The sequence below is a fragment of the Paenibacillus tundrae genome (assembly GCF_030812775.1).
Taxonomy (GTDB): Bacteria; Bacillota; Bacilli; order Paenibacillales; family Paenibacillaceae; genus Paenibacillus; species Paenibacillus tundrae_A.
The window spans coordinates 86,246-98,950 of the sequence record NZ_JAUSTI010000010.1 but is presented as its reverse complement, the minus strand read 5'-3'; the positions used below and the strand labels follow the sequence as shown (position 1 = coordinate 98,950).

The window sequence follows — 12,705 nt, the reverse complement described above, 5'->3', positions numbered from 1 at the left end:
ATTTACCAAGATTACCGCTTCATGAACCCTTTGCCTTCCAAGAAAGGCTTCATTTGCAAACGTGCTGGCTCCGTAAGACGTTTAGCCATCGATACAGACCAAGGTGTCTTGTTCGCGCCTTGTGTCCGTTCATTCATGTAGGCAATTGTGGTCTCATCATATTGCGCCATGCCTTCAAGTGTCTGCTCGGCATTATACTGATTCTGATGAAGAACAGCATCTAGTGGTAGGCGCGGGCGAATACCTGTCTCCTGATCAGCAACACCAATACACATGCCATAGACCGGATATACGCCTTCGGGTAGCCCCAGTAGCTCAGAAACGTCCTCTATACGTGTGCGAAGTCCACCGATATAGACGATACCATAGCCGAGTGATTCCGCGGCAAGCGCTGCGTTCTGTGATGCAAGCGCCACATCAATGGTAGCAACCATGAAGTTTTCCGTCGAATCTGCATAGGCTTCCTTGTCAGGCATATGTTGTTTCGCCGCATCCTTCAGTCGAAAGAGGTCTGCGCACCATACCAAGAAAACGGGACATTCGTTTACGTAAGCCTGATTGCCTGCCAGCTCAGCAAGCTTCGATTTTAATGTCAAATCCGTTACCGCAATTACACTATACGCCTGCACACTGCTAGAGGAAGAAGCCATCTGTCCAGCTGCAACGATTGTTGCTAACTGTTCCTCACTTATAGGATCTGGCTTGAATTTACGTACAGAGCGGTGCTTCATCATCAATTCAATTGTTTCGTTCATCGGTAGTCACTCCTAATCCTCGAAGTACAAATTCAATGGTCTGCTCAGCAAGTTCCTCTGTAGTTATTCCCTGATAATCCGCTAAAAAACGTGAGTTTTTGGCTCGTTTATGTGCCAAAGTTGCACCCATCACCTGTAATGTAGCATACGAGACGGATTCAATATGAAATATGCCCTGATCTTTACCTTCTTGCAGTAAATCTCTTACCTTCGTCCAGATCGGATCTAGGAAACGAAAGACTGTTGGTGTGCGATGTGTCCTTAGCGTAATTTCAAGCTGCACAATGTCGCTCATCTCGGTGTCTGTCATCGTAAACTTCACAACTTGACCCACAATTCGGCGGACACCTTCTACAGGGGACATGGGCTCTGCAACCAGCTCGTGCATCATCTGACCAGGAAAAAAGTGTTCAAATAATGCCTCAAACACCTTTTCCTTGCCGCCAAAGTGATAAGAGACCAGGGATACATTCGCTCCCGCTTCATCACAGATTTGACGGACACTTGTCCCGTCATACCCCTGACCTGCAAAAAGCTTCTTGGCTGCAAGCAATATCCTCGTTTTAATGTCCAATTCTGGTTCCGTCATTCCGTCCGCTCCTCTAATCCGTTCTCTTGTAAATGTTTAATGGAATTATACATAATTATCTATTATGAAAGTTTGTGCAACAAAGCGCAAGGCATAGCCGTTCTGGAAGGTATATGTGAAGATGTACCTCCCGCTATTATTACACCAAGCCCCCCATTGGCAATCAATGGGGGGCTTGGTGTAGGTATACGTTGTAAATCCGTATATCCTAAGAAGTGTATTAAGCGTTAGATGGTGCTGGGCTTGGTGCACCCGCTGATACACGTTGCTTCTTCAGAAGTGTAACCAGCAGGGAGAGTGCGACCACAATCGCCAGGATAAGAACGATTGAACCTGCAGCAGACTGAACGCCTGGGCCGCCAAGTTGAGCACTCAAGATGCCTTGAACAGCATACGTTGCAGGCAAGAATTGACCCACACCACTATAGAATCCATTCAGCAATTCACGTGGTACCATTGCTCCAGAAGATACGAGCTGCAAGGACAGCGAGATCACGTTGAACAAGCTTCCTGCAGGCCCGAAGCAGATCAAGAAGAACTGTGAGAAGAACATGAACGTGCAAAGGAACAAAGCCTGGAACAACCAGAATGCAACGAATCCTTGTTCAATCTGTCCGCCAAGCGCAACGATCAGTGAAGATCCGAGTAAGGAAACCATCAGAGCCGAACCTACATTAATGACAATTCTTGCGCCAAATAGGGTCCAGCGAGAGAACGTTGTGGACAACATCCCCATAGCCGTTTGCAAATTCATCCCCATAATCATAGCTCCAACATAAGATGCCAGCACCATCATCATCGGTACCATCTGATTGTTCATGCCGTTCACCGGGTTAATGGACGTTGTTACACCTTCCACACGGGATGTCAGGTTAGTAGCCACATTAGCGGCTTGATCTGCTGGCGTTCCTGTTGCTGTTAGCACAGTTTGCACACCTTGAGCAGTAGCCTGCTTATTGATCGTGTTGGTTACGGACTGTGATACACCTTGCATCATGCTTTTGATCGTCACCGGGTTAGCTTCATTAATGGTGTATTTAATCTCAGCAGTTGATCCAGCCGTTTGAAGCAATTCATTAAAGCCAGCCGGGATTCCGAGTACCATATGAACTTGGTGATGATTGAGCTGATCTATTGCTTCTTCCGAACTTAGATTCGACACGGTATGAAACGGTAACGTCTCTGCCAATCGGTCGGCAATGCCCTGGGATAGCTCCCCATCCTCATTCACAATCGCGACGGTAAGTTCGTTTGTGCGATCATTAACTCCTGAATATGCAGTCATCCAGATGATGCTGAAAATCACTTGGAACATAAGTGCCGTTACGATTCCAACAATCACTGGTGGTTTTTTGAACAATACGCGTAAAGCCTGTACCATAGATCTTATCCTCCATTGCAAAGTAGTTCTGATTTGATATAAACATTTGTTTGAATCAAACGAATGTTTAAATTTTAAATGTATATGTCAGTATTGTCAATGGAATTTCTGAAAATCAATGAAAGAAACAGTCTCTTTTTGAAAAAGATCACTGTTCTCTTTTCATATCATTTATCGAAATAACGCAGGACATATCTCTGTACAAGCCTCACCTAATCTAAAATGTCTACCTCACACCATGAACTTGAAAACTTCTAGTTGTTAAAGCTTTATCCTTTATGTTGCAGCTTCATCCGTTGCAAGCGTAAGGCGTTTAATACAACAGACACCGAGCTGAACGCCATCGCAGCCCCTGCTAGCCATGGTGCAAGGAAACCAACCGCAGCAATTGGAATACCAATCACATTATATCCAAGCGCCCAGAACAGATTCTGCTTGATGTTACCCATTGTTCGCCGGCTCATCTCAATCGCGTCAGCAATGCTATTCAGGTCACCGCGCATCAACGTAATATCTGCCGCTTCCATCGCTACATCCGTCCCTGTTCCAATAGCCATCCCAATATCGGCTGTCGCCAGAGCTGGCGCATCATTGATTCCATCTCCAACCATAGCTACCTTACGGCCATTATCCTGAAGCTTCTTCACTTCCGCCGCTTTGCCCTCTGGCAGTACCTCTGCCAAGACGTCGCGAATTCCCGCTTGCTCTGCCACAGCACGTGCTGTTCGTTCATTGTCACCGGTTATCATGATAACGTCGATCCCCATCGCTTGTAAACGAGCTACCGCTTCGCGTGACGTTTCCTTAATGGTATCTGCAACAGCAACAACCCCTGCCCACACACCATCAATCGCAACCAACATCGCTGTACGCCCTTGTTCCTCCAGTTGGTTCATCTGAGCCACCGTACCATCTGGAACATTCACCTTAGCATCGGCAAGCAAACGCCGGGTTCCAACCAGAATCTCTTGTCCCTGAACACGAGCTCGAACACCATAGCCAGGTATGTTATCGAATTGATCGGATTGGCTCAGAGCGATACCTTTTCCTTGAATCCCTTCCACGATAGCTTCAGCAAGTGGATGTTCCGAATTACGCTCTGCTGCGCCAACCCGCTCTAATAGCTCTGTTTCTGTCCAGTTCGAAGCTGTTACAACGTTAGTAAGCACAGGTTTGCCCTGAGTTACTGTACCTGTTTTGTCCAGCACAACCGTCTGAATCTGCTGAGCAGATTCCAGGTGCTCGCCACCTTTGAACAAAATACCATATTCGGCCGCTCGTCCCGATCCAGCCATAACTGAGGTTGGCGTAGCCAAGCCCAAAGCACATGGACAGGCGATAACCAGTACAGCAATGGCTTTTTCCAATGATCCAGCGAAGTCACCTGGACTTGCGAAGAAGTACCAGATAAGGAATGTTACAGCAGCAACACCTACCACAATCGGAACAAAAATACCCGAGATTACATCCGCAATCCGCTGAATTGGTGCTTTGGAGCCCTGCGCTTGCTCGACAACTTTAATAATCTGGGATAGCGCGGTATCTGCACCCACCCGGGTTGCTTTGATACGTAACATGCCGTTTTTGTTCAAAGTAGCACCTGTAACGGCATCACCAGGCTTTTTGTCTACAGGTAAACTCTCACCACTTAACATCGATTCATCTACGGAAGATTGCCCTTCCTCCACGATGCCATCCACCGGAATACTGTCCCCTGGCTTCACAAGAACGAGATCCCCCACGGCAACATAATTCGCAGGGATAACCACTTCTTGCCCCTCACGAATGACGCGGGCTTCACGCGGCGCCAGTTCAATCAGGCTCTTGATTGCCTGAGATGAGCGTCCCTTCGCTACAGCCTCGAACCATTTGCCGAGTAATATCAAGGTAATCAGAATTGCACTCGTCTCATAGTAAAGTTCCACCATCGGCACAGCGGCTGTGCTCGTTTCCATTGCACCATGATCCATCGTGCCGGCAGGCAAATAGCCACTGGTTAATGTCAGATAAAGACTGTAGAAGAACGCGGCACTTGTACCTAGAGCAACCAATACGTCCATATTGGCGCTACCGCTGCGCAATGCTTTGTAGGCTCCCACATAGAACTGCCATCCAATCACAAACTGAACTGGCGTTGCGAGAAGCAATTGGAACCATGGGTTCATGAACAGATCAGGCACCCAAATCCACGATGTGAAGGAGAAGTGACCTACCATCGCCCATAACAAAGGAATCGAAAGTGCTGCAGATATCATCCATTTCCACTTCTTACGCTGTAGCTCCCGCTCTCTTACAGACGAAGTTTCCTCTCCCGTCTGTTGTAATTCTGCGCCATAACCAAGCTGTCTAATCTTAGCGGTAATATCGGATGCCTTCAGCACGCCTGCTGTATACTCGACATGCCCTGTCTCCAACGCCAAGTTCACATTGGCACGAGATACACCCGGCAAGCGGGATAACCCTTTCTCGATCCGAGCCGAACAAGCCGCACAGGTCATGCCCGTTATATCCAGGTCTACCGATTCCGTAACTGTGCCATAACCTAATGCTTCAACTTTATCGCGCAGTTGATTGACATTAATGACTTTGGGATCGTACTTAACGGTGGCCTGTTCTATTGCGAGATTGACATTAGCCTGATTGACCCCCTCCATACGGGATAACCCCTTCTCAATCCGAGAAGAACACGCTGCACAGGTCATGCCTGTAATTTGGAGTGTGGTGAGTACACCGGAAGTACCCTCAACGGGTGGTAATGCTGAGCCAGTTGCAGTGTTTTCTGTTGCTGGCTTATCCATGTCGTCATCTCCGTTCGATTTATTTCTTCAATACCCCATGGGGGTATATTTCTTAGAAAAAAATGAGGCTTAAACGATAAACTTATGCGAAAAAGATCTACTGATTTTCTCGCCCTTGAGTTACAAGGAAGTTCTGTTCAAGCCAGACCATCATAAATCATTCATATGGATCATACGAAAGTTAAGAGTAAATAATTAGGCTACATCGTAGCCTTGATCTTCAATTGCCGCCTTGATCTGATCCACGTTAACCTTCTGCTCGTCATACTCTACCGCTACCGTTCCAGCTTGCAGATCGACCTGACCACTCGCACCAGCATTCTTCACGGCTTCTTCAACCGCCTTCACACAGTGATTGCAGGACATTCCTGCTACGTTCAATGTAACATTAGACATCATATATTCCTCCTTATGAGCTATATATAAGTTCAATTAAAGAATGCTACACTTACCACTCCGATGACAGAATAACCTTCCGATCGCTGTTATCCCCAGATTTTTTTGATCTCTTTCCCTATGGGGAAAATCCGAGGATAAAGGCGACCGCTCCGCTTCTTCAAGCTATTTCTGTCCTCTCCGTTATCGTGTAAAAAGTTTAGTTGAACTTATATAGATTTTAAAATACATGTTACTTCATTAACTTCCTTACTGTAACCAGCAGTTCATCGACTACTTCATGTTCCCCTGCCTGAATTCGCTCAACGATACAGCTCTTCATATGCCCTTCAAGCAGAAGTTTTCCTACTGAATTAAGCGCTGACTGGGCTGCCGCGATCTGTGTCAGGACATCATCACAATACGTATCCTTCTCAATAAGTCCTTTAATTCCACGAATCTGTCCTTCAACACGATTCAACCGTGAAATCAGATTGCCCTTCATCTCTTGTGAGTGATGACTCTTACGGACTTGCTTCCCGTCATCGTTATCAGCATGAGCATGACAAGAATTCGCCGTTTGTGCAGATTCCGTCTCCAATACTTCAGGTACATCGGTTCCGGAAGGTTCCATCAAGTCCTTGGGATGGCTCTGATGATCCATCATAAACACCCCTCTTCATCATTCTGACTTAAGGATAACATACCCCCTAGGGGTATTCAAGCATAAAATAATTTTCAGAGTATGTATTCCATTCTGCTGCTGCGGACGACCAGACCTAACTTTTCATAAAACTCCTGTGCCCCTTGGTTAAACGAAGCTACGGTTAGCTCTAGATGATCAGCTTGAAGTTCTTTGCCCAGCTCAACAAGCACCGCCATCATCTTCTGTCCAATGCTACGCCCACGATACTTGGGATCAATAATAATCTCATTAATGTAAAGCACTTCCCGATCCATCAACAGCTCTACATTCTGAATTTTATTGAGTTGGGCGCTGACGTACCCACAGATTCCCCCCTGCTCTGTTGCTTCAGCTACATACAGGTAGCGATCTTCTGCACTCAACAAATCCTCAAATTCCTGCTGACTCATTCTAGGCTGTAGCGGTCTATATATGTCAGGACGTGCCTCGACATGCATACGGTGCAACTCATCCATTAGTGCGGACACTCCTTGATAATCGCTACTTACCGCTTTGCGGATGCTCACTTCATTCATTACTTCCCCACTCCTCACCAAGATGTTCCCAGTATTATACATCTCCCGTACAACCACTGTACATCCTTGTACATCAAAAGGCAGATACCCTGAAGGTATCCGCCACAATTCAGCCATAGCTCGTTTTACTCTTTGGAAGAGGATTTTACACTGTTAAAGGCTACTGGGGATGGCTTAGCTGCCCATTCATCTGCTTGTGGCTCAATGTCTACACCACTGAGGATCTTCTTTTTCTCCATCAAAGAATCCCCGTCTTCATCCAGTTTGTTACGGATAGCAGCCTCATCTTGAGGTTGATTGTTCTGTGTCATTTCGGAATCCTCCTTGATCTCTATTCATGATGATGTTCCTGTATATAACTTACCCACAACTGACAGGATCATTCATTTGAAAAGGATCGCTAACACAGATACATAAAAATGGCGACCTCTCTCCAATTGAATACGGAAAAAAGTCGCCATAATGAATGACTGTACGAAGCATTCATTTTAATATTTTCTAGTCTATTCCCAGGACAGTGCTAACGAACTACGCCTGATCCTGACGCGCCAATGTAGCCAGCGCTTGTAGCGCCGTATTGATCTCTTGTTCCACCGCGTTCGCAACCGCACCGGTATGCGGATCATACTCGGCAGCCAGATCGCTGTCCGCAAAACCATCAATCGCTACGATTGCACCAGCACGAGCACCTCGCAAGGTGCTAATGATGTAGAGCGCAGCAATTTCCATCTCTGCAGCAAGCGCACCTGCCTGCTTGTACTTGCGATGTGGTATTTCTTCTACTCCGGTGAAGAAAGCATCGAGCGTAACGGTAATGCCCACCCCCACCTTGGTAGCACCTGTTGTCGGTGCATCGGAAGCTACAGAAGCTCCATCCGTCCCGCTTCCCGTCCCCCGTGCAGCTTCAATCAGCGCTTGCGTAACACCGATGTCCGCTACAGCTGGGAAACCATCTGGCACTAACTGCCGTGTCAATCCATCGGTGCGAACTGCTGCCGTGCTGACAATAACGCTACCAGCTGGATAATCGGCGGTATACGAACCCGCAGTTCCCACACGGATTAGTGTGGTCACACCTGCACGAATCAGCTCCTCGAAACAGACAGCTGCCCCCGGTGAACCTACGCCATGACTAACTACAGCCATCTGCACACCTTCGAATTGACCGACAAATGTGCGATACTCGCGGCTGAATGCCAGCTCTCTCACTTGTTCTAACTTACGAGAGATCTTCTCCGCACGCGCCGGGTCACCACAGACGATGGCATATGCTGGCATGTCCTCAGAGTGAATTTGCAAAATCGGCATCAACATCTTAATCAAACTCCTTCTTCGTCCATTCGTCTTCTGGGATCGGTAGATCCTCACCTGAGAAGCGCTGCTCCTTGAACGGATCAGCAAAATGATGGAACCCGTTATTCTCCCAGAACCCATTGCGGTCTTCGGTCATGAACTCAAGCCCACGTACCCATTTCGCACTCTTCCAAAAGTATAACTGTGGCACAACCAGCCGTAATGGATACCCATGCTTCGGTGTAAGTGGCTCGCCATTATATTTGAAGGCGAGTAACACATCGTCATGCATCAACTCTTCGAGTGGAACATTCGTTTCATAATCATGATCTGCATGAACCATCACATATTTTGCCTCTGGCTTAACGCCAAGAAGCTTCACGAATTCTGAGAAACGAATGCCTTCCCACGGCGTATCAAACTTGGACCAACGGGTCACACAGTGGATATCGCTCACCGTATTCACCTGAGGCATCGCCTGAAGCTCTGCGAAGGAGAACACCTTCTCCTCCTCAACTTCACCGAACACCTTCAGATCCCATGTAGACAGGTCGTACTCGGGCACTTCTCCTTCATGCAGGATCGGGAATTTCTCAGTCAACATCTGCCCAGGCGGCAGCCGATCTCCATGCTCAGCACCGACTTTGGGTGCTGGTGATTTCGTCTTTTTCAACCGTTCAGCCTTATTCAGCAACGTGCTCCCTCCCTTTTCATAAGCTCTCAGTATAGCCTTAACGAATTAACGCGAGCTTCCGCCCGCTTTCAATGCATCCTGTTGATAGGTACGGTCTTTGAAGAAGAACATCGCTACCAGCGTTACGATATACGGCAACATTTGCGTGAAGTGCGTTGGCAACGTGAAGCCCTGTAGACGAATACTGAATGCCTCCATGAAACCAAACAGCACGCTAGAACCCATTACCCCGAGCGGATTCGCCTGTCCCAGCATCGTAGCAACGAGTGCAATGAATCCACGACCAGCCGTCATACCTTCGGTAAACATAGTCACTTGTCCAAGCGACAATTGCGCTCCAGCCAGTGCACACAACACACCACACATAAGAACCGCTCCGTACTGGATACCGCGTACCTTGATGCCGATACTCTGTGCCGCTACTGGATTTTCACCCACTGAGCGCAGACGGAATCCGGAGACACTTTTAAATAGATAGAATTGTAATCCAATCACAATGAGAATACCCAGATAGATCAACGGACTATGACCGGAAAATACATCACCCACCCACGGGATATCCTTAATCAAAGGAATGTCCCATTTCGGAAGACCTTGCATGTCTTTATCGTAGTATGCGCCCTTCACATCGAAAATCGCACGTAGTGCAAAGGTCGTTAGCCCCGCGGCGAGGAAATTAAGCGAGATCCCGACGACGATGGCGTTCGCTTTTAGATTAATACTAATAAAGGCAAATAGTGCTGAGAACAGCATAACAATAATGATAGAAAAGATCACGGCAAGCAGTACATTGCCAAACAGGTAATTACCCACGATCGCTGAGAAGGCTCCAATGAGTACAAGCCCTTCCAAACCCACATTGAACAGACCAACCCGGGAGCATAAAGCACCACCGAGCGCCGCGAGCAGGATCGGAGTCATAATCCGTAAGGTAGAGCCGAACAATGCGGCATCAAACAGTTGTTGCATTGGACTTTTTCTCCTTTCTCCGCTTCAGGAATGAATATCCAATCTGAGCCGATACAAATAATGTTAATACAGCCTGGATTACACTGCCCACTTCCAGTGGAACATCCGTATTCCGTTCCATGCCCATCGCTCCAGTCTGTAGTGCAGCGAGCAATACGGCTGCTACAGCTGTACCAAGCGGATGTGAGCGAGCAAGTAATGTTGCCATAATGCCACTCCAAGCATAACTAGCTGACGACAATGAACCATCAAGGAAACGGTACTGGGTACCGAGCACTTCCCCCGCTCCAGCAAGCCCAGCAAGTCCACCACTAATAATCATGGATAGCATCATCATCCGAATACGGCGAACACCACCATACGTAGCGAACGAAGGGTTGCTGCCTAACATACGAATCTCATAACCCGTGACCGTTTTGTGCGTGAACCAATAGATGAGAATGGCAGCCACGATGGCGATAATAAAACCAGCATGTAAGCTCATTCCTTGAAATAGCTTCGGTAGCCATACCGTCTGATCAATCATTGGCGTCTGCGCCATGGCGGCAGAACCCGTTGTATCTTTAAACGGATAGGATACCATATACCCGCCGAAGTTAATGGCAATATAGTTTAATAGTAATGTCGTGATTAATAGATTCATGCCAAACCGTGCATCAAGCCAGCCTGCAAATAAAGACCAGATGCCTCCGGCAATAATGCCTGCCACAATGGCGGCTATACACACGAACCAACCCGGCCCTGGCAGATAGAGCGCCGTTAGCGCCGCACTAAGTCCACCTAGAATCATCTGACCTTCTGCACCCATATTGAAGAATCCCGCACGGAACGCCAGCGCCACGCCAAGTCCTGCTAAGATAATCGGCGTAGAACGAGCCAATGTATTAGTGAAGAAGTAGAAGTTCCCGAAGGCTCCTTTCCACATCTCCGCATACGTATCGACCACAGACCCGCCAACAACCATAATGGCGATAGCGCCTGCCAGCAGACCAATCAATACAGCAAGCAGCGGCTGTACGAGCCCACGAAGACTTTCCTTTACCCGATTCATACCCGCTCTTTCCCTCCTGCCATTAACAAGCTGATCTGTTCTTCCGTCGCTTCATCTGCCTGCAGCTCTCCAGCAATCTCGCCTTCATACATCACCAGAATACGGTCAGACAATTGCAAAATCTCAGATAACTCAGAAGATACTAATAGAATTCCTGCACCCTCATTGCGCTTACGCAGCAATTCAGCATGAATTGTCTCCATAGCGCCGATATCTACACCCCGCGTAGGCTCAGCAGCAATGAGAAACGGAGTATCTTGAGCAAACTCTCGCGCAGCAATCAGCTTCTGTAAATTACCACCAGATAGGAACTGCGCTTTCGTCTCCGCAGAACCGGTCTTAATGCTGAATTGCTTGATCCAGTTCTCAACCATCGTTCGAGCTGCCTTCGCTTTGATGATACCGCGTGATTGCAGCTTATGGTGGTGTCCCATCAATCCATTTTCGCGAACACTAGCGTCCTTAGCCGCTCCCCACATATAACGATCCTCAGGGATATGGGCTAGTCCATGTTCACGAATGCGTCGCACAGGCCAGTTCGTTGTATCTTGCCCGGACAACAAGACACGACCACGATCCGCTTTCCGCAGTCCGGCAATAACCTGGATTAGCTCCGATTGTCCATTACCGGAAATTCCAGCAATCCCGACAATTTCACCTTTCCGAATGTTCATGTGAATGTGATGAAGCGCGGAACGATCCTTGCCTCCTGATAGATTCACATCCTCTACCTGAAGCACGGTTTCAGTCGGGTTTGCAGGCTGTTTATTCATCCGCACAAGCTCGCGTCCAACCATCAGCCGAGACAACTCTTCTATATTCGTATCCTTGGCATCTAACGTGCCTGTAACCTGTCCATCGCGAAGAACGGTAATCCGATCCGCCACGTCCATAACTTCCTGAAGCTTGTGTGTAATTAGTACAAATGTTTTACCTAACTTAGCGAGCGATTTCATGTTCGCCAGCAATTCCTTCACTTCGAGCGGGGTTAATACCGCCGAAGGTTCATCCAATATAATGATATCTGCACCCTGATGCAGCACCTTCAAAATCTCTACACGCTGCTGTAAACCAAGCGGGCACTCCGCTACTTTTTTCCATGGATCAACAGGCATCCCATACTTCCTGCCTAGCTCATTCACTTGTGCAGCGGCCTGTTTACGGTCAAACACCCCTGCAGACGCTGGCTCACGACCAATGACGATATTCTCGGCAACCGTAAAGGAAGGAAACAGCATGAAATGCTGATGTACCATGCCAATACCACTAGCCATGGCTTGAGACGGGGTTGCGAAGCTTACCTCACGTCCACGAACCTTAATTGTGCCTGATGTCGGCTGCTCCATCCCATACAACATGCGCATCAAGGTTGTTTTACCTGCACCATTCTCACCCACGAGGGCGTGGATTTCCCCTTCACGCAAATTAAAACGGATATCCCGATTCGCCGTAAATTCGCCGTACTTTTTCGTAATCTGATCCATCTCCAGCAGCATATCTCGCGTCCTCTCCTCTCAGTCGCTTCATTATAATAGCAGCAAAACCGGCTGCCTGAACGGGCAGCCGGCTAATCAACACA

At 47.9% G+C, this 12,705-nt stretch carries 13 protein-coding genes; all 13 read right to left on the bottom strand.

Annotated features, from left to right (window positions below; all coding sequences use genetic code 11):
* Positions 1 to 11 precede the first annotated feature (11 nt).
* Entirely contained in the window at positions 12 to 755 is a 744-nt protein-coding gene (nfsA, locus tag J2T19_RS18450) for an oxygen-insensitive NADPH nitroreductase (protein ID WP_307218257.1), read from the bottom strand.
* Positions 739 to 1,344: a TetR family transcriptional regulator gene (locus tag J2T19_RS18445; protein ID WP_307218254.1), complete on the bottom strand. Its 606-nt coding sequence runs from the start codon at positions 1,342 to 1,344 to the stop codon at positions 739 to 741. Before J2T19_RS18445 ends, nfsA begins: the two co-directional genes overlap by 17 nt.
* A 220-nt stretch (positions 1,345 to 1,564) precedes the next feature.
* The gene (locus J2T19_RS18440; protein WP_307218252.1) at positions 1,565 to 2,725 is read right to left on the bottom strand and encodes a YhgE/Pip domain-containing protein; all 1,161 of its coding nucleotides are present in this window, start codon (positions 2,723 to 2,725) and stop codon (positions 1,565 to 1,567) included.
* A gap of 269 nt (positions 2,726 to 2,994) precedes the next feature.
* Positions 2,995 to 5,523: a heavy metal translocating P-type ATPase gene (locus J2T19_RS18435; protein WP_307218248.1), complete on the bottom strand. Its 2,529-nt coding sequence runs from the start codon at positions 5,521 to 5,523 to the stop codon at positions 2,995 to 2,997.
* A gap of 195 nt (positions 5,524 to 5,718) precedes the next feature.
* Positions 5,719 to 5,919 carry a copper ion binding protein gene (locus J2T19_RS18430; RefSeq protein WP_056703804.1) on the bottom strand — a complete coding sequence of 67 codons (201 nt, stop codon included), beginning with the start codon at positions 5,917 to 5,919 and terminating at the stop codon, positions 5,719 to 5,721.
* Between the two features lie 232 nt (positions 5,920 to 6,151).
* Positions 6,152 to 6,562, bottom strand: coding sequence for a metal-sensitive transcriptional regulator (locus J2T19_RS18425; RefSeq protein ID WP_174715325.1), 411 nt, complete (start codon positions 6,560 to 6,562; stop codon positions 6,152 to 6,154).
* A gap of 74 nt (positions 6,563 to 6,636) precedes the next feature.
* Positions 6,637 to 7,119: a GNAT family N-acetyltransferase gene (locus J2T19_RS18420; protein WP_307218244.1), complete on the bottom strand. Its 483-nt coding sequence runs from the start codon at positions 7,117 to 7,119 to the stop codon at positions 6,637 to 6,639.
* A 125-nt stretch (positions 7,120 to 7,244) separates the two neighbouring features.
* Complete coding sequence (locus tag J2T19_RS18415; protein ID WP_056703799.1) at positions 7,245 to 7,430, bottom strand: hypothetical protein; 186 nt, start codon at positions 7,428 to 7,430, stop codon at positions 7,245 to 7,247.
* Between the two features lie 217 nt (positions 7,431 to 7,647).
* Complete coding sequence (locus J2T19_RS18410; protein WP_307218242.1) at positions 7,648 to 8,433, bottom strand: nucleoside phosphorylase; 786 nt, start codon at positions 8,431 to 8,433, stop codon at positions 7,648 to 7,650.
* A 1-nt stretch (position 8,434) separates the two neighbouring features.
* A complete protein-coding gene (locus J2T19_RS18405; protein ID WP_056703787.1) occupies positions 8,435 to 9,106 on the bottom strand; it encodes a sulfite oxidase-like oxidoreductase in 672 nt (223 codons plus the stop codon).
* Between the two features lie 45 nt (positions 9,107 to 9,151).
* Positions 9,152 to 10,075: an ABC transporter permease gene (locus J2T19_RS18400; RefSeq protein ID WP_128100004.1), complete on the bottom strand. Its 924-nt coding sequence runs from the start codon at positions 10,073 to 10,075 to the stop codon at positions 9,152 to 9,154.
* The gene (locus tag J2T19_RS18395) at positions 10,059 to 11,126 is read right to left on the bottom strand and encodes an ABC transporter permease (protein WP_128100003.1); all 1,068 of its coding nucleotides are present in this window, start codon (positions 11,124 to 11,126) and stop codon (positions 10,059 to 10,061) included. The genes J2T19_RS18400 and J2T19_RS18395 overlap by 17 nt, the downstream gene beginning before the upstream one ends.
* Positions 11,123 to 12,622, bottom strand: a complete 1,500-nt coding sequence (locus tag J2T19_RS18390) for an ABC transporter ATP-binding protein (protein WP_307218235.1) — start codon at positions 12,620 to 12,622, stop codon at positions 11,123 to 11,125. The genes J2T19_RS18395 and J2T19_RS18390 overlap by 4 nt, the downstream gene beginning before the upstream one ends.
* Between the last annotated feature and the right edge of the window lie 83 nt (positions 12,623 to 12,705).

Coding starts and splice junctions, on each gene's coding strand:
- nfsA (WP_307218257.1), bottom strand. CDS start 755: ATGAACGAAACAATTGAATTGATGATGAAGCACCGCTCTGTACGTAAA.
- J2T19_RS18445 (WP_307218254.1), bottom strand. CDS start 1,344: ATGACGGAACCAGAATTGGACATTAAAACGAGGATATTGCTTGCAGCC.
- J2T19_RS18440 (WP_307218252.1), bottom strand. CDS start 2,725: ATGGTACAGGCTTTACGCGTATTGTTCAAAAAACCACCAGTGATTGTT.
- J2T19_RS18435 (WP_307218248.1), bottom strand. CDS start 5,523: ATGGATAAGCCAGCAACAGAAAACACTGCAACTGGCTCAGCATTACCA.
- J2T19_RS18430 (WP_056703804.1), bottom strand. CDS start 5,919: ATGTCTAATGTTACATTGAACGTAGCAGGAATGTCCTGCAATCACTGT.
- J2T19_RS18425 (WP_174715325.1), bottom strand. CDS start 6,562: ATGGATCATCAGAGCCATCCCAAGGACTTGATGGAACCTTCCGGAACC.
- J2T19_RS18420 (WP_307218244.1), bottom strand. CDS start 7,119: ATGAATGAAGTGAGCATCCGCAAAGCGGTAAGTAGCGATTATCAAGGA.
- J2T19_RS18415 (WP_056703799.1), bottom strand. CDS start 7,430: ATGACACAGAACAATCAACCTCAAGATGAGGCTGCTATCCGTAACAAA.
- J2T19_RS18410 (WP_307218242.1), bottom strand. CDS start 8,433: ATGTTGATGCCGATTTTGCAAATTCACTCTGAGGACATGCCAGCATAT.
- J2T19_RS18400 (WP_128100004.1), bottom strand. CDS start 10,075: ATGCAACAACTGTTTGATGCCGCATTGTTCGGCTCTACCTTACGGATT.
- J2T19_RS18395 (WP_128100003.1), bottom strand. CDS start 11,126: ATGAATCGGGTAAAGGAAAGTCTTCGTGGGCTCGTACAGCCGCTGCTT.
- J2T19_RS18390 (WP_307218235.1), bottom strand. CDS start 12,622: ATGCTGCTGGAGATGGATCAGATTACGAAAAAGTACGGCGAATTTACG.